This window comes from Paenibacillus sp. 2KB_20, assembly GCF_052115765.1.
GTDB lineage: Bacteria > Bacillota > Bacilli > Paenibacillales > Paenibacillaceae > Paenibacillus_AQ.
On the sequence record NZ_JBFRHH010000003.1, the window covers coordinates 322,899 to 339,786 of the forward strand.

Annotated in this window: 17 protein-coding genes; 3 read left to right on the forward strand and 14 right to left on the reverse strand. The window is 49.8% G+C overall.

What is annotated here, in order from left to right; all coding sequences use genetic code 11:
* Nucleotides 1-116: 116 nt before the first annotated feature.
* The 4 genes from AB4124_RS10855 to AB4124_RS10870 form a co-directional block, all read right to left on the reverse strand.
* Nucleotides 117-440 carry an ArsR/SmtB family transcription factor gene (locus AB4124_RS10855; protein WP_076320747.1) on the reverse strand — a complete coding sequence of 108 codons (324 nt, stop codon included), beginning with the start codon at nucleotides 438-440 and terminating at the stop codon, nucleotides 117-119.
* Between the two features lie 158 nt (nucleotides 441-598).
* On the reverse strand, nucleotides 599-2,008 hold the full coding sequence (locus AB4124_RS10860) for an FAD-dependent oxidoreductase (protein WP_441972824.1): 1,410 nt from the start codon (nucleotides 2,006-2,008) through the stop codon (nucleotides 599-601).
* Between the two features lie 64 nt (nucleotides 2,009-2,072).
* Nucleotides 2,073-2,387, reverse strand: a complete 315-nt coding sequence (locus AB4124_RS10865; protein WP_076320745.1) for an ArsR/SmtB family transcription factor — start codon at nucleotides 2,385-2,387, stop codon at nucleotides 2,073-2,075.
* Between the two features lie 208 nt (nucleotides 2,388-2,595).
* Nucleotides 2,596-2,745 (reverse strand): diguanylate cyclase, encoded by a 150-nt coding sequence (locus tag AB4124_RS10870; RefSeq protein WP_430112859.1) that lies wholly within the window; start codon nucleotides 2,743-2,745, stop codon nucleotides 2,596-2,598.
* A 74-nt stretch (nucleotides 2,746-2,819) separates the two neighbouring features.
* Here AB4124_RS10870 and AB4124_RS10875 point away from each other — a divergent pair, with 74 nt between their 5' ends.
* The gene (locus tag AB4124_RS10875) at nucleotides 2,820-3,440 is read left to right on the forward strand and encodes a putative glycolipid-binding domain-containing protein (protein ID WP_441972827.1); all 621 of its coding nucleotides are present in this window, start codon (nucleotides 2,820-2,822) and stop codon (nucleotides 3,438-3,440) included.
* Between the two features lie 199 nt (nucleotides 3,441-3,639).
* Here the strand turns inward: AB4124_RS10875 and AB4124_RS10880 are convergent, their stop codons facing one another.
* Nucleotides 3,640-4,941, reverse strand: coding sequence for an NCS2 family permease (locus AB4124_RS10880; protein WP_076320743.1), 1,302 nt, complete (start codon nucleotides 4,939-4,941; stop codon nucleotides 3,640-3,642).
* Nucleotides 4,942-5,122: 181 nt separating this feature from the next.
* On the opposite strand from AB4124_RS10880, the gene AB4124_RS10885 reads away from it, so the two are divergent.
* Complete coding sequence (locus tag AB4124_RS10885) at nucleotides 5,123-5,830, forward strand: SOS response-associated peptidase (RefSeq protein ID WP_430112854.1); 708 nt, start codon at nucleotides 5,123-5,125, stop codon at nucleotides 5,828-5,830.
* A 157-nt stretch (nucleotides 5,831-5,987) separates the two neighbouring features.
* Here AB4124_RS10885 and AB4124_RS10890 read toward each other — a convergent pair whose 3' ends face one another.
* The 4 genes from AB4124_RS10890 to AB4124_RS10905 all read right to left on the reverse strand — a co-directional run bounded on the left by AB4124_RS10890 (nucleotide 5,988) and on the right by AB4124_RS10905 (nucleotide 11,113).
* The gene (locus AB4124_RS10890; RefSeq protein ID WP_215164004.1) at nucleotides 5,988-6,275 is read right to left on the reverse strand and encodes a stage VI sporulation protein F; all 288 of its coding nucleotides are present in this window, start codon (nucleotides 6,273-6,275) and stop codon (nucleotides 5,988-5,990) included.
* 86 nt (nucleotides 6,276-6,361) lie between these two features.
* Nucleotides 6,362-8,413, reverse strand: coding sequence for an ATP-dependent DNA helicase RecG (gene recG, locus AB4124_RS10895; RefSeq protein WP_076320740.1), 2,052 nt, complete (start codon nucleotides 8,411-8,413; stop codon nucleotides 6,362-6,364).
* A 14-nt stretch (nucleotides 8,414-8,427) separates the two neighbouring features.
* Nucleotides 8,428-9,285, reverse strand: a complete 858-nt coding sequence (locus AB4124_RS10900; RefSeq protein WP_430112852.1) for a DegV family protein — start codon at nucleotides 9,283-9,285, stop codon at nucleotides 8,428-8,430.
* Nucleotides 9,286-9,334: 49 nt separating this feature from the next.
* Complete coding sequence (locus AB4124_RS10905; RefSeq protein WP_441972831.1) at nucleotides 9,335-11,113, reverse strand: DAK2 domain-containing protein; 1,779 nt, start codon at nucleotides 11,111-11,113, stop codon at nucleotides 9,335-9,337.
* A gap of 366 nt (nucleotides 11,114-11,479) precedes the next feature.
* Here AB4124_RS10905 and rpmB point away from each other — a divergent pair, with 366 nt between their 5' ends.
* Nucleotides 11,480-11,668: a 50S ribosomal protein L28 gene (gene rpmB / locus AB4124_RS10910; protein ID WP_006209230.1), complete on the forward strand. Its 189-nt coding sequence runs from the start codon at nucleotides 11,480-11,482 to the stop codon at nucleotides 11,666-11,668.
* A 444-nt stretch (nucleotides 11,669-12,112) separates the two neighbouring features.
* Here rpmB and spoVM read toward each other — a convergent pair whose 3' ends face one another.
* The 5 genes from spoVM to AB4124_RS10935 all read right to left on the reverse strand — a co-directional run bounded on the left by spoVM (nucleotide 12,113) and on the right by AB4124_RS10935 (nucleotide 16,888).
* Nucleotides 12,113-12,193, reverse strand: coding sequence for a stage V sporulation protein SpoVM (gene spoVM / locus AB4124_RS10915; RefSeq protein ID WP_034273235.1), 81 nt, complete (start codon nucleotides 12,191-12,193; stop codon nucleotides 12,113-12,115).
* Nucleotides 12,194-12,353: 160 nt separating this feature from the next.
* Nucleotides 12,354-13,013, reverse strand: a complete 660-nt coding sequence (gene rpe, locus AB4124_RS10920; protein WP_379406584.1) for a ribulose-phosphate 3-epimerase — start codon at nucleotides 13,011-13,013, stop codon at nucleotides 12,354-12,356.
* Nucleotides 13,014-13,016: 3 nt separating this feature from the next.
* Nucleotides 13,017-13,925 (reverse strand): ribosome small subunit-dependent GTPase A, encoded by a 909-nt coding sequence (gene rsgA, locus AB4124_RS10925; protein ID WP_076320737.1) that lies wholly within the window; start codon nucleotides 13,923-13,925, stop codon nucleotides 13,017-13,019.
* Between the two features lie 51 nt (nucleotides 13,926-13,976).
* Nucleotides 13,977-16,115 carry a Stk1 family PASTA domain-containing Ser/Thr kinase gene (pknB, locus tag AB4124_RS10930; protein ID WP_441972834.1) on the reverse strand — a complete coding sequence of 713 codons (2,139 nt, stop codon included), beginning with the start codon at nucleotides 16,113-16,115 and terminating at the stop codon, nucleotides 13,977-13,979.
* Nucleotides 16,112-16,888: a Stp1/IreP family PP2C-type Ser/Thr phosphatase gene (locus AB4124_RS10935; protein WP_076320735.1), complete on the reverse strand. Its 777-nt coding sequence runs from the start codon at nucleotides 16,886-16,888 to the stop codon at nucleotides 16,112-16,114. Before AB4124_RS10935 ends, pknB begins: the two co-directional genes overlap by 4 nt.

The window sequence follows — 16,888 nt, forward strand, 5'->3', positions numbered from 1 at the left end:
TGAACTTGAATACAGTCAAACTTCCTTCGTAATCAAGATATAATTATATTCTTATATAATGAACATTGATTTTCTCAGCTCCTTGAACCTTATGCATATTTCTGGCAGGTTACCGGTTAATCGCAGGAACAGTTTATTTTCTTATTTAACGATGACAATACTTCTTGAGCGCTTGGCATCTCATTCAACACTGCTTGAAGATACGGTTTATCCTCAACATGCAATGAATAATAAACCCATTGACCTCGTCTGGCCTCATTTACGATGCCTTGAGACTTAAGCTTTCTTAAGTGCTGGCTGATTGCGGGCTGTGACATGTCGAAAATTTCCACGAACTCGCAAACGCACCATTCTCTTTCCTTAAGGAGCGTTAACATGGTAAGCCTTGTTTTATCCCCAAGCAATTTGAGTTTCTCGGCCATTTCGTTCATATGCTCCATTCAGATTCATCCCTTTACTAAAAAATACATCTTGCGATATCATCCCCATAAACCTAATGCTTATATGTTAATGGGAAATGATCCTGATTACAAGTGGATAGAGCTCAACTCATTGATATATCAGGGAGAACCCGTTTTTCATTCCCCCTTCATATATATTAGTTGCATCTCGAAGTAGATGAGTCAGTGGGCATGCAGCAATCGTTGGCATTCGGGGCACTGCTAATACCACATACACCCGTCTCCGGCAGCTCTAATTCAACTTTTATAGCAGCTTCCATATCGCCATCCAAATATGCGGCAATGGATCTCACCTGCTCATACCCTGTTGCCATGAGGAAAGTAGGAGCCCGGCCATAACTCTTCATCCCAACAAGATAAAAGTTCTTCTCTACATGACGAAGTTCTTTCTCGCCATGAGGTCTCACGGTACCGCAACTGTGAACATTGGGATCAATTAGTGGAGCTAGCGCCTCGACACTCTCGGTTGCAGGATCAATGCTAAGTCTGATCTCACTTAGAAATGAAAAATCAGGCCGGCTTCCAGTATTAACGATTATTTCATCGATTCCTTGCATTTCCTTGTCCTCACCATGAATTGTCCCTATGATGTTTATTTTCCCATCCTTATGGTAGAGCCCCTCGATCATATATGGAGTAACCACTTGGATTTGTTCAGCATCAATCCATTGATGAATCTGGCTTCCCAAGGCTCCACGAGCCTCGAGTTGATCGTTCTCTTCCCCGCCGTACGCTTCCTCCACGTTTTCCTTTCTCATCAACCAGAGAATCTCTGTGTTTGCATCGCTTTTTTTAAGGTTCACTAAATCCAGTAATGTGTTTATTGCAGAGTGACCGCCTCCTACTACTGCGATACGCTTCCCTGCGTACTTCTGCCTTTGTTCTGCTGCAGATAAATCTGGAATGCCGTAATAGATACGATCCTTCAGATCACGCTCTTCACGAGTCCATATCCCATCAGCATGCAGCGGATTCGAATGTGCCCACGTTCCGGAGGCATCAATCACTGCCCGGGCTTGAAAACGTTCGGTATTGCCGTTTCTTTCAACATAAAGTACAAACGGGGCAGCTGCACGATTAGGAGATTTCATTTTATCAGCATTCTTTTTCGATACGGAAACCACTCTAGCATTCAACATAATATAGGGATTCAGTTCAGGCAATTTCGCTAAAGGCTCTAAATATTGATGAACAATCTCTTGACCAAAAGGTAATTCCTTTAGGACGGGTAGCTGCCATCCATGCTTAAGTAAAAGACGCTCAGCTGCTTTGTCAATGTTATATTGCCATGGTGAAAAAAGTCGTACATGTCCCCATTGCAGGATGTTTTGACCTATACTAGGTCCGGCTTCAAATAGAATGAATTGTTGCCCTCTTTCGGCCAAATGAGCTGCTGCTGCCAAGCCAATGGGTCCGCCACCGATAATCGCGACTGGATGGGTGCCGTTATACCGAACATACTCTTCCTTCACTTTATCCTCAGCAATTGTCGGCACTTGGGGTGTACAGCAGGAAGTTGAAGCCACCTTAAATTCAATGTTTTTCATACATAAGCCCTCCTAATAGAAACATTTATATTCATCAACTTTTCTTGATGCATTAGTTAAAAAATTATGTTTTTGAATTCGGATAAAAAACGCAGCACAGCTTCTCGGATAACAGTCCCTTAACCTCTTCATCGTTAAGCTCATAATAGTTCCATTTTCCGATGCGTTCCATCAATATAATATTTGCATCCAGCAACATTTTTAGATGGTAAGACAGTTTCGATTGAGGAAGATCCAGCAAGGCGGTGAGGTCACATACACACACTTTCCCTCGCTGGTTCAATTCATAGATGATTCTTAAGCGATTCTTATCGGATAACGCTTTAAATTTCTGTTCATACAGGCTTAATACGTCATCTTGTATAATAGAGACCCTCATGTTGTCACCACAACTTTCCATCAAATTATTTTGATGTGTTGATTGTAGCAAGCCATCATTGACACGTCAAGCATCAATGATGCGGCCCATTGGTCGGCTGGGCTTCCTTCAACCCTTATTCACATGATGACCCCTGGATGAATTCAGGAGTCATCTCATCGGCAGCTTCATCCAACAGGGAACTTTGCCATACCAATGCCTTATACTATTACGCCGATATCTCTGCCGCAATCGTCCGGTTACGGCCTTCGGCCTTCGCCTGGTATAACGCCATATCCGCTGCCAGGAATACACCTTCGCGGCTTTTGCCATGTTCAGGATATAAGGATACGCCGATCGATACGGTAAGTGTTAACAAACATATGTTCGTTATATAATATAGAGGTGTAGCATCTATTCATACTCTTGTTTGACAAAGGACGTGATCTCACTTTGAACGACCATATCCATGCTGAAGCAGACATGCAGCCCCTCGGACAAAAGACCACAAGCGCTGGTCAGCTTCTGCAATCGCTGCTATGGAACAGGCACGATCTTCCTTCCCTGGAGCATGGACGGCTCTATCAGCATCATGAAGGATTTACGCTCACCGGAACGGTCGTAGCCAGCCTGGACGGCCGGCAGCTCCACTGCTCCTATGAGGTTGAAACCACCAGCAGCTGGCAGACCCGGATGGTAAAGATTAAGCTCACAAGCGGCACGGAGGAACGGTCCCTTCACCTGGAGCGGGATGACGACGGCTGCTGGTGGAGCGGCGATACCGAGCTCACGGCATTTGCCGGAATGAACGACATTGATCTCGGGATTACCCCATCCACCAACACGCTGCCGATCCGGCGCTTGAAGCTGGAGCCTGGGGAGAGTGCGTCCATGACGGCAGTCTGGATTCAGTTCCCGAGTCTAACCATCGCCCCGCTTCCCCAACAATACACGCGTACGGGCGAGTACACCTACCGTTATGAGAGTAACCATGGGGCCTATCAAGCGGATCTGGAGGTTGACGAGCACGGCCTCGTCACGAGGTACGCGGACGTATGGAGCCGAACTCGCTAAGCTCTGTGCATCTGCACGGCCATAAGAAGGCATGGCCCTTTAACCGGTCGAGAATTAACAACCAGGAACCGTTGCAGCATTTTCTCGATTCGTCACAAACAATGTTCAAGCTCATACGAGGGTTTATCGGCATGAAAAATCCCCTGCCGGGTCTGCTTAGACCTTGGCAGGGGATTGTCATGCTTCTAATGCTCCTGAATCAATGCGGGACAAAGACAAGCTGCAGTACGAACAGCACAGCAAAAATATACATCAGCGGGTGAACCGCCTTCCACTTGCCCTTCACGATTTTCATCAGCGGATATGAGATAAAACCGAGCGCGATCCCAGTCGCGATGCTGGACGTAAGCGGCATGGTCAAGATCACGAGAAACGCGGGGAACGCTTCATCAAAATCATTCCACCGGATGTGCTGAACGTTGCTTAGCATCAGGCAACCCACTACGATGAGCGAAGGTGCAGTGATGGCGGATAATCCGGAAACCGCGCCGATCAGCGGGCTGAAGAAGGCAGCAACCACAAACAATGCGGCAACGACGACCGCCGTTAATCCTGTCCGACCGCCTGCGCCAACACCGGCTGCAGATTCAACATAAGCGGTGGTCGGGCTTGTACCGACCATAGATCCGGCCACAGTTGCCACCGAATCGGAGAACATGGCACGATCCGCACGAGGCAGCTTGTTATCCTTCATAAGCCCTGCCTGTTCTGCCACACCAACTACCGTACCTGTGGTATCAAACAGTGTCACCAGGAGGAACGAAAACACAACGGCATAGAGTCCATGACTGATCACATCCGAGGCAGCGGTAATCGGGTTCCATACCAGAATGCCTTCCGGCAGCGTGGGAAGCGACATAATCCCGTTCGTAAAAGACAGCATATCGGCAAAATAAGCGATAATTCCGGTAATAATCATTCCGATAAACAAGGCACCCTTCACATCGCGCGACAGCAGCACAAGCGTAACCGCAAGTCCTACCAAGGCGAGCACAACCGATGGCTGGTGCAGATCACCGAGCGCTACCAGATTGTCCGGATGCGCTGTAATGATGCCGCTCATCCGCAATCCGATAAAAGCAATAAACAAGCCGATTCCTACCGTGATCGCATGTTTCAAATTGGCCGGGATCATCTCAATCAGCCTGCGCCGCAGGGAAGTCATCGATAATACCAGAAACAGAATACCGGCTATAAAAACGGCTGAGAAAGCTTCAATATACCCAAGTCCGGCATGTCCCTGAACGACGGAATAGGTGAAGTAGGCATTCAAGCCCATCCCCGGTGCAACAGCGATCGGATAACGGGCTACGAGCCCCATCAGCAGTGTACCAATCACAGCGGCAATAATAGTAGCCGTGAAGCTCTGCTCAAAAGGCACACCCGCTTGCGACAAAATCAGCGGATTCACAACAGTCACATACGCCATCGTGAAAAACGTCGTGGCCCCGGCAACAACTTCTGTCTTAACCGAGGTCCCGTTAGCTTTTAAATCAAACACAAAAAATCCTCCATTCATGATGCTTGGCCTGGCTATGCGCTAGGCCCTTTTGGTTAGTTACGTTATATTTGATATACTCAAACACAAATGTACTAGCAATTTATTTCTGAACTCGATAAAAGTCTTAATTAGACGCTATATTCAAATCTTAGCGACAGCAAATGACAGGAGGCTTGAAACGATGTGCGGACGCTTTACACTCACGGTCACTTGGGAAGAACTGATGACCAGGTATCTCATCGATCCCGAATCGGTCTCTCCCTTTCATATTCCCCGGTACAACATCGCGCCTACGCAGATGGTCACGGCTATTATCAACGACGGCAGCACCAATCGGATCGGTCAGCTGCAATGGGGGCTTGTCCCATCCTGGGCCAAGGATGCCTCGGCCGGAGCCAAAATGATCAATGCGCGTAGTGAAACGCTGGAAGACAAGCCTGCCTATAGGATGCCCTTTTATCGGAAAAGATGCCTAATTCCTGCAGACGGTTTTTACGAATGGCAAAAAAACGGCAATGGCAAGCAGCCCTTTCGCATCAGTTTGAAGAACGGCGAAGTATTCAGCATGGCAGGTCTGTATGATACCTGGATTACCCCAAGCGGAGATAAGCTTAGCACCTGCACCGTCATTACAACCGAACCCAATCAACTCATGGCGCCGATCCATAACCGGATGCCGGTCATTCTGAGGCCCGCAGACGAAGCGCTATGGCTTGAACGGCAGACGTCTACCCATACCCATGAAGGTAGCCCCTCCATCCTGCAATCCCTCAAAGAGCTTCTGAGGCCTTACCCCGCGGAGGACATGCAAGCCATTCCGGTTAGCACAACCGTAAATTCCGTTAAAAATGACACGGAAGATTGCATCCGTTCTATTACAGGCAGCTAAATCCGTTGACCACAAATCAAGGGAATCCTTTTGCGGAAGTCCGTCAGGAACGTTTCATCCCTGCATACGCGAAATCAAAAGCCCCTGCTCATAAGGAGAAAACACTCCCGAGAGGGGCTTCTTCTATGCAAAGTAATTCCTTGATGTCATCCAATTGTTATCGAAACATCCCCCACAGCTTGATCAAATGGAAGGTGTTGTTCGGATCGATGCGCTGGGCAAGCACAAACTGAACCATTTGCTGCTCCTGCGTGGAGCTCAGCTTTTCATTCAAGATGCCGCTGGCCGTCCGGATCATTTGATGCACTTTTGCGCTATTTTGAAGATCTGCCTTGGTTAAACCCTGAGTCAGCCCTTTGATTCTTTCCTTGACTGCCGGGTTTTTCATTTTTTGCTTGATTCGTTCTACCAGCTGCGGACTAATCCCGTACTGCTGATAACTCAATGTTGAAGCACCTCCAGTCATAAATGCTGCTACCTTTTTTGAGTATATGACGAAGGTCTGTCCATTGTGCTAACAGATTGATGTTATTAGTCCATGATATCGCCCTGGAAGATCTTCTCCTGCTGAAGAAAGTCGCGCAATGGCTCATATTCAGGAGACGTCCAGAAGGAACTGTCGCTGACAAGGGCCGCTGCATCGCCCCTGGCCTCTTCCACTACTTTGAAGTCGGCGACCATATCGGCCAGCCGGAACTCCGGCAGTCCGCTCTGCTTCGTACCGAAGAAGTCGCCCGGGCCCCGAAGCTCCAAATCCCTCCGGGATACCTCGAAGCCGTCCTCGGTTTCGGTCATCACCTGCATCCGTTCCTGGCCCACTTCCGATTTCGGATCGGCCACAAGAACACAGTAGGATGCATGCTGCCCACGGCCTACACGGCCCCGAAGCTGGTGCAGCTGGGACAGACCGAAGCGATCGGCGTCCATAATGATCATCAACGTGGCATTCGGCACATCGACGCCGACCTCAACGACCGTCGTGGAAATCAGCAGCTGGACCTCATTGCTGTAGAATTGGCGCATAACCTCATCCTTCTCGGCAGGCGTCATACGGCCATGCAGCAGACCCACAGCATACGTAGGAAAGGCCTGCTGCATCTGAACATGCAGATCAATCGCATTCTGAACGTCCAGCTTGTCCGATTCTTCAATCAGAGGAGCAATCAGATATGCCTGACGTCCTTGATTTACTTCCCGGGAAATAAATCCGAGCACACGGTCCATGAGTTCATGTTTGACCCAATAGGTCGTAATGGGAATACGGCCTTTCGGACGCTCCGACAGCGTGGATACATCCATATCCCCGAAGGCGGTAATGGCCAGCGTCCGTGGAATCGGCGTCGCCGTCATCGTTAGCACATCCGGGTTATAGCCTTTACGACGGAGTACGCTTCGCTGATTCACGCCAAAACGGTGCTGTTCATCCGTCACGACGAGTCCAAGCTCCCGGAAGTATACATCATCCTGAATGAGAGCATGGGTGCCCACGACAACGTCCGTCAACCCCATCTGTAAGGAAGCCAGCAGGTCTTTGCGCTTCTTACCCGTGACACTGCCTGTCAACAGGCCAACGGTAATGCCAAATGGCTCAAACAGCTTCTGCAGCGAACGCATATGCTGTTCGGCGAGAATCTCTGTCGGCACCATCAAGGCCCCTTGAAAGCCTGATCGCACTGTTGTAAACAGAGCGACGGCGGCAACAATCGTTTTTCCCGAGCCGACATCCCCTTGAAGCAAACGGTTCATGCAGTAAGGGGAGCGCATATCATGCAAAATCTCCAGCTCCACCTTCTTCTGCGCATCCGTGAGCTCAAAAGGGAAGCTGCGCACGAACTCCCGGATCGTTGCATTGTCAGCCGTATGTACTACGCCGTCCATTCGACTCCGGTTCAGCGCCCGGAACGCCTGCATTTTCAACTGAAACAAGAAGAGCTCTTCATACACCATCCGGCGCCGCCCTTCCTGACCTTCCCGGGAGTCGACAGGCTGATGGATCGTCATGATTGCCGCTTTACGGGGCATCAGATCATATTTCCTAAGCAGGGATTGCGGTAAAATCTCAGGGATCATCTCCCCGTATTGCTCCAATGCCTGTCCCATTGTTTTTCGGATCCACGATTGCGTGATCTTACCGCCGATGGAATACACCGGCTGCAGCGTCCCGCTGCGGAAGGCTCCCTTATCCGGGAATTCGGATTCGGACACCGTAAGCTGCATTCTGCGCTGATCCCACTTGCCTGTCAGCACGATCTCCCGGCCAGCCGTAAGCTGGTCCTTCAGAAAATGCCGGTTAAACCAGGTTGCGGTGAACATCCAGTTTTCGGCCAGCATTTTGCAGGTGAGACGGGATTTACGCCCATAGCGCTGCAGTACCGGTACGCTGGCTATCTTGGCTTGAATGGTGATTTTGTCCCCGTCCTTGACTTCACTTAGGGAACGGAGCCGGTAATCCTCATACCGGAAGGGGTAATACTCCAAAAGATCCTTGACCGTAGAGACGCCAAAGGCGTGAAGCTCCCCCTCTTTCAGGGCGCTCACGCCGTTGATCTGTCTGACGGATATTTGATCGAGTTTGAGACTCATATCATCTACCTCACTTAAGCAGGCCATATATATGCTGCAATGGTTCCCGGTCCAACGTGCGTACCGACAACCGGACCGATCTCGGAATATACGGTTTCCTCAATCGTAAACACAGCGGACAGCTGCTGCAAAAAATCCTCAACCTGAGCAGGGTCAGCTGTATGACCCACAGCCACTTTAATATTTTTCACACCGGTTAGATCCTGTTGAAACAGTTCAATCATTTTCGCCGTCGCTTTCTTGCGACCACGGACCTTGTCTACCGGAAATATGATTCCTTCGCCATCAATGGACAAGATCGGCTTAATGTTAAGCAGCGTGCCCAGCACAGCCGAAGCCTTACCGATCCGTCCGCCCTTCTGCAAATATTCCAGCGTGTCTACCAAGAAGTAGAGACGGCGCTTGGAACGAAGGTCTTCGAGTGACGAAATAATATCAGAAACAGCGGCTCCTTCTTGTGCGAGCTTCGCTGCATGGACCACGAATAATCCGAAACCATAGGAGGCCGATTTGGAATCCCACACGGTTATATTCGCTTCTCCTTCGATGAGAGAGGTGGCAAGCAACGCGGACTGATACGTCCCGCTCATGCCGGATGAGATGTGAATCGACACAATGGAGCAGCCTGGGTGCTGTTCCAAGATGGACTCATACGCAGCCGCAAAATCTGCGGGTGAAGGCTGAGAGGTCGTCGGAAGCTGTGGCGACTCAACCAGCTTTTTGTAGAACTCTCCCGGCGTGATTTCGACTCCGTCCAAATACGAATCTTCCCCGAACATGAGTTTCAGCGGCACAATATGAATGTTGTGTTGCTTCGCCAGGTCTGCCGGAATATCCGCTGTGCTGTCTGTCACAATAACGGTCTTATTCACCGGAACCCCTCCTATAAATGTACCTTGCATAATGTCAAAGCGTTGTATATCAAGACTCCACGGAGAACAGATAGGAATAGATCGGCTGCCCGCCGTAGTGTACCTCAACCTCTGCGTTAGGATACTGCTCACCAAGCCACTCCGTGAGTGTGTTGGTCGATTCCTCGGTTGCGTCCGCGCCGGTAAGCAGAGTCACGATTTCATCCCCGGATTCCAGCATTTTACTCAGCAAATCCTGGGAGGTCGTAATCAGATCCGCGTTTGCTGCAACGATGTTCGAATTGCGAATACCGATGAACTGGCCAGCCTTGATCTCGAGATCATCGATCGTTGTGTCCCGAACGGCATAGGTTACCTGCCCCGATTGCACACGAGTGATCGCATCCAGCATATTGTCGGTATTCATATCCGCATTCTCGTCTTCCTGGAAAGCAAATGCTGCCGCGATCCCCTGCGGAATCGTCTTGCTCGGAATAACCGTTACGCTGCGCTCGCCCTCGAGAAGTTCTCTCGCCTGCTGGGCAGCCAGCACGATGTTGGAGTTATTCGGCAGGATGTAAATCTGCTGCGCCGAGATCGAAGAAATCGCATTGACAAAATCCTCGGTGCTTGGGTTCATCGTCTGTCCTCCGGAGAGAACGACGTCAACGCCCAGGCTTTTGAATATGTCGGATATCCCTTCCCCTGACGATACCGCAATGAAACCGTACGGTGCGATCTCGTCTGCCGGAGGAACAGCCGGAGCTTCCGGTGTCACGGTCTCTGCCGGAATATCCGCAAATAACTCAGGCATCGGTGCGATATCCATTCCCGTTGTCAGCAAATCACGGTGCTGCTCGCGCATATTCAATATATGAATCTGAGTGATCTCTCCATACATTAGCGCCAAATTCAACACTTCGCCCGGAGCCTTGGAATGCACATGAACTTTGATGGTCTCGTCATCGGCGATGACAATGATGGAATCACCATTCACTGCAAGCGCTTTCCGGAACTTATCTTCATCAAAGTCTGCGTTCGTTCCTTCTCCGAGCTGCCGATTAATAAAGAATTCCATGTCATATAAAAATTCAATATCCTCTGTGGACAGTCTGGACTGGGCAGAAGCCGGAGCTTGAACCGCCGAGAAGTCAGGGACTGCTTGAAAGGCCGGTGCCGTGTTGCTCTGTTCAGCTTGTCCTTCGGCAACAGTAAACGAACCGGACGGAGCGTTTTTTCTTAGCGCCTGCAAGAAACCTTCATAAATGTAAACCAGGCCCTGGCCACCCGAGTCCACGACGCCAACCTGCTTCAGAACAGGAAGCATATCCGGCGTCTGGGACAGTGTTTCTTTGGCTTTGGCCAACACCTGCTCCATCAATTCCACGATATCGTTGTTGCGGCGGGAGAAATAAACCGCATGCTTGGCTGCTTCTTTAGCTACGGTAAGGATGGTACCTTCAACAGGCTTCACGACAGCTTTATACGCAGCTTCTACGCCTGTCTGCAGTGCTGCGGCGAATTGATGAGAATTTAGTTCTGTATAAAGTGCAGCATACCGGCTGAAACCACGGAACAGCTGGGACAGAATAACCCCCGAGTTCCCTCTGGCTCCCATCAGAAGCCCCTTGGACAGCACACCGGCACTATGCCCGACGGACTCCGAGTACTTACTCTTCAGTTCTGCCACACCTGCAGTCATCGTCAAATTCATGTTGGTCCCCGTGTCGCCGTCCGGCACCGGGAATACATTCAGGGAATTGACGTGTTCTGCATGCTGCTGCAGCTGCTCCGCTCCGGCTAGGACCATCGCGGTAAATTCTGTTCCATTCAAAGAACGCTTACTCAATGAGAATTCCCCTTCCTGGCTTGATACCCATAACACTTCTTGTTGTAAATTTCATATCTATTTCATAGCTTATAGCTGACGAAATGCCCAAGCAGTAAATAAAAGACTTACCATGATTAATGGATCATAAATCTATGATGGGCTATCCTCTCGTCCTCTACGCTTTCCGGCGGTTCCCAAGCCTTTTGAGAGCCATGCCGACAAGCCCACGAACTATTTCTTCGGAAATATTATGGACTAATCAACATTGTACTATAATGGCAAAGAGAAATAAATGTTTTTAAGACAGTTGACGGAGCAATTTTTACTGTGATATTATATTTAAGTATTGTTTCATGCAGGGTTAGGAACAAGGAGGTGTAATAAATGGCTCGCAAATGTTATGTAACTGGCAAGAAACCAAGCAGTGGTAACCATGTTTCTCACGCTAACAATCACAACAAGCGTTCTTGGGGTGTCAACGTTCAAAAGGTTCGCATTTTGGTGGATGGCAAGCCAAAACGTGTATACGTCAGCACTCGCGCTTTGAAATCCGGTAAAGTGACTCGCGTATAATCATCTTGTGTTATATGAAGAAAAACTTCTTAATCTCCAGGCACCATTTGTGGGCGATCCGGGACAAGGAAGTTTTTCTTGCGTTTAGATACATATTCTCCTTCTAAACAAAAAGCACCCTAAGCAGTTAGCAGGTGCTTTTTTTATTTAGATATAAGAAAAATGAAAGAGCAAAACTTCCGCTTTCTTATATCGCAAGAAAAACTTCCGGTCGAACGCAGTCTGTCCTCGATAAGTACGTCGCTAGACACTCTTCTTTTGATATAAGAAAGCGAAGGAGAACTCCCGCACATTATGGCTTTCTTATACCGCAAGAAAAACCTCCGCACACTGATGCGGTATGTCCTCCATGCGCGCTCTATCGGAGTGTTCTTGCCTCTTTCCCCAGAACCGGCTAGGCGGCGTCAGTCCCAGGCGGAGGTTTTGTTACGCCGGGACAAGCTGTCAGCTCTTGTGAAACGTATTTAAGATGGCCTTCACAAAACCTCCCAAAAACTTCGGCAGCTTGAACGTATAGAATTTCATGTCTCACCCTCCCCATCATTCTCATGCCTTCCTAGATTATGTTATGCACCAAGCCCACAGATGTGAACACAGACAAAAAAGGCTACATGAGAACCCAGCTCATGTAACCATATTTATGCGGGAACCCCGCGCCCTATGCATCCCGTTGCTCACGTTCTGGTCAAGATGATACACTGTCACGGATTACTGCAATGGCTGCCGCGCGATCCGGCTTGCCGAATACGGCGCTGCCCGCAACCAGGACATCCGCTCCCGCTTCCACCACAAGCGGCGCTGTCTCCGCTGTAATGCCGCCATCCACTTCAATATGGATATTCGGGTAGTCGGAGTTTGAAATCCATTCACGCAGCTGTGAGATCTTGTTTACAGTCCGCTCGATAAATGCCTGTCCGCCAAACCCCGGGTTCACGGTCATCACCAGCACCAAATCCAAGTCAGGCAGCACTTCCTGAAGGACATGGGCTGGCGTAGCCGGATTGATCGCGACGCCGGCCTTCACGCCAAACTCTTTGATCAGATGAATGACTCGATGAAGATGTTGGCAGGTCTCGGCATGAACGGTGATCAGATCGGCTCCAGCCTTGACAAAGTCCGCAATATACAGCTCAGGCTGTTCAATCATCAAGTGTACGTCAAGCAGCAGGCTCGTATGGGGTCTGATGGCTTGGACGATCGGCGGTCCCAGCGTAATATTAGGTACAAAGTGTCCGTCCATGACGTCCACATGAATCCAGTCGGCTCCGCCAGTCTCGGCTTCCTTAATTTCTTGTCCCAGCTTCGCAAAATCCGCTGACAATATGGATGGCGCAATTTTAATCATCATTCAGTACCTCCGCTTCTTGTCTTTCATCTCTGTATAAAACTCCACATAATGCTCATATCGGCTAGCCAGGATGATTCCATCCTCTTTGGCTTGGATCACCCGGCAGCCCGGCTCCTGCAGATGACTGCAGCCTCTGAATTTACATTCCGCAGCATAAGGAGCAAATTCTCTGAAACAGGTCGATAACTCCTCGACACCCAGCTCCAGAAAATCCAACTGGCTAAAGCCGGGTGTATCGGCAACATACCCTCCGTTATCAAGCTCAATCAGCTCCACATGGCGTGTCGTATGTCGACCGCGGCCAAGACGCAGGCTGATTTCACTCGTCTCCAGCGAGAGGCCTGGCATCAACGCATTCAGCAGGGACGATTTCCCGACACCGGATTGACCGGAGAAGACACTGATTCGACCGGCCAGGCGTTTCTTCACCTCTTCGGTCCCGATCCCTTGCAGAGAGCTGGTAATCAGCACTTCATAACCAATCTCTTCATACTGGCGCTTCACCTGCTCCAGTACACCGTCGGAGGCGTCCACAAGATCCTGCTTCGTCAGACAGATCAATGCCTCAAGGCTCTCATGCTCAATATGTACCAGAAACTTGTCCAGCAGATGCAGGCTCAGATTCGGTTCTTTGACCGAAAACAACAGCACCGCCAGGTCGACGTTCGCGACAGGCGGGCGAATTAATTGGGAAGACCGTGGAAGAATTTCGTCCACGGTCCCTTCCCCATTTTCAGTCAATGAATACATCACGTGATCTCCAACGAGCGGAGAGATACCTTTCTTTTTGAAAATGCCGCGGGCTCTGCATTGAACCGCTGGGTCCTCCCCGGATATAATGTTGCCATCCTGCATTGGTTTGACATAATAATATCCGCTTAGTGCCTTCACGATCAGTCCCTCTAGCATATAATAGGCCTCACCTTTCTTGTTGAAATTTAGTGTTCTCATGACTCGTTTTTAATCTTTATCCTTACCTTTACCAGGGCCTTTGCCTTTTTCATGGTTGCCGGAGTCCCCATTGTAAGCAGAATCATCTTCCTCATTCGAACCGTCCTCGCCAGTTCCTTCATCCGGATTGGTGTCCACCGGCACATCAGGCTCAACAGGCGGTTGTTCAAAGGTCGGCTGCGGCACGGTGCCATTCTTGACATCGCTGTAACTTACGCTGTACGTATCCACTTGGCGACCGTCACGGAAGATCATGACCGTTGCATGCTTGTCGGGAGCCAGCAGCAGCTTAACAGGTACCATTTCCGAGGTTGTAATGACCTTGTTCACAGCTTCCTGGTTTTCTCCCAGCGCATCGGTGAAAACGACCCGAATTTTGCTTTCTTGTCCCTCCATGCTTGGTGAGACCGGTACACTGTAATTATACTCAAGCGCATCCGAAGGATAGCCGGAGCTGACGAACAGCGTGATTTTGGAGTTAGGCGGTACCTGCGCATTAGGCTCATAAGGCCATTGCTCCATTACTTCGCCCTTCTTCACTTCAAAGCTGGATTTCTCCTTTATCGCTCCAACTGTAAGGCCGAAGGATTCGATGGTAGCGACCGCTTTGTCTTTATCCATTCCAATCACGCTCGGCATATTGACCGTTAACTTACCTTTACTGATCGTGACTCGGACCTCCACCTGTTCAGGATCAATTTGGGTGGTCGCGGAAGGACTCTGATCATAGATCTGACCGACAGGTACATTATCATTGTTTTCAGAGGACTGCTTAATAGCGTTATCCTTAATACCCATATTTTTCAGTATCTCAACTGCCTGATCAAACGTCTTACCCGAGAGATCCGGCATTTCTTTAAGCGGCTCCTTATCCCCAACCGACAATTGAACCGGTGAACCCTTCTTCAGCATGGTCTCTGGTTCCTTGTCCTGGGCAAACACAATGCCTTCTTCGACATCCGGTTTATATTTCCGGATCACTTCCTCATCCACCGTCAAACCTTGAGCCTCAAGCTCGCGGATCGCTTCCTCTTCCGTCATGCCTACAACTGGGGGCACTTTAACCTCAGGTACCTCCAGCATGTTGTTCACATACATGATGACACCTACCATGATGCCGAGGAACAGGAGCACCGAACCGATGATGATGGTCGGCTTGACCCATTTTTTCTTCGGTTTACCGGTCGGCTTTTCCTCAAACTCCTCGTCATCCGAGTCGTCGTCCGGGTCATGGTGATGCTGGCTGCTGCGCTGCATCGTTTTGAGCGCCGGCATGACCAGGGTTGAATCGGCATCGTCCTCGAACTCCATCTTCGGTTCGTTGAGTCGCATCGGCATCAAGCACGTCTCGAGATCGTCCATCATTTCTTCCGCAGACTGGTAACGCTCCTCCGGGTTTTTGCGCATGGACTTCAGGATGATGTTCTCCACGCTTTGAGGAATGAGCGGGTTCACTTCTCTAGGCTCATCAAACTCCTCCTGGAGATGTTTCAGAGCTACACTAATCGGGCTCTCGCCCAAAAATGGAAGACGGGCCGTGAGCATTTGATATAACACAATACCAAGTGAGTATAAATCCGATTTCTCGCCAGTAACAACGCCCTTGGCGTGCTCCGGCGAAAAATAATGCACAGAGCCCACAACAGAGCCTGTTTGCGTAATGGTTGTCGACGTGACCGCCCTGGCAATGCCAAAGTCGGTTACTTTGACCCTCCCATTCCGGCCAATCAGAATATTATGCGGTTTAATATCCCGGTGAATGATCTGGTTATGATGGGCGTGCCCCAGTGCATCGCAGATCTGGATAGCAATCCGTACAGCTTCTTCCACCTGCAGCGGTGCCCGTTCTTTTATAATTTCATTCAAATTCTGACCTTCGATATATTCCATGACGATGTAATGCACTTCTTCCTCTTGGCCCACATCATAGATGCTGACCACGTTGGAATGCGACAACGAAGCCGCTGATTGTGCCTCACGCCGGAAACGGCGAATAAATTCCTCGTCGTGCACAAACTGCTGGCGCAGCACTTTGATCGCTACATTCCGGTTCAGCAAAATATCCTGAGCCTTGTAGACCAGCGCCATGCCACCGCCACCGATGCGTTCTATAATTTTATAACGACCAGCCAATTCATGTCCGATCATGAATCCCACCCCTTTATACGTTGCCCGACAACTTCTTCTTGATGTTCAAACATTGCGACCGTGATGTTGTCCTCACCGCCAGCAAGAAGTGCCAGTTGAAGCAGGCGATCCGCTCTTTCTTCCAGAGGAAGGTCAAGTGAACCGGAAATCTGACCGATCAGCTCGCGGCTGACCCGGTTGCTGAGCCCGTCACTGCAGAGCAGCAGCACTTCGCCTTCTCCGATCGTAACCGGTGTTAGCTCAACCGTCACATCCACATCCGTTCCAAGTGCCCGGCTTAATACATTTTTCCGGGGATGGGTTTCCAGTTGATCTTCCGTAATCTGACCACTCTTAAAAAGCTCATTGACCAATGTGTGGTCATCTGTGAGTCGAATCACTTGTCCGGGAACGACTTTGTAAGCCCTGCTATCCCCGATATGTCCGATATAACCTTCGGAACCTCGCAGCAGCACCGCTACAATCGTCGTGCCCATATTGTGAAGCCGCTCATCAGCCGAGGCTTCACGATAGATAACGGCATTGGCATGCAATATGGCATCACCAAGCGCAGCCCGAATACTTTCCATGGACATGTCCTGTTCCAAAGAAGACAAATCCTCGGCTACGGTATCTACCGCAAGCCTGCTGGCGGTGTCACCCGCAAGGTGACCTCCCATACCGTCAGCAACCACACCCAAGGTATAGCCATGCTCCAGTGTGCTAACAAATACCGAATCTTCATTAACAGGACGAACGCGTCCCACATGGCTTACATGAACCGTCTTGATCAA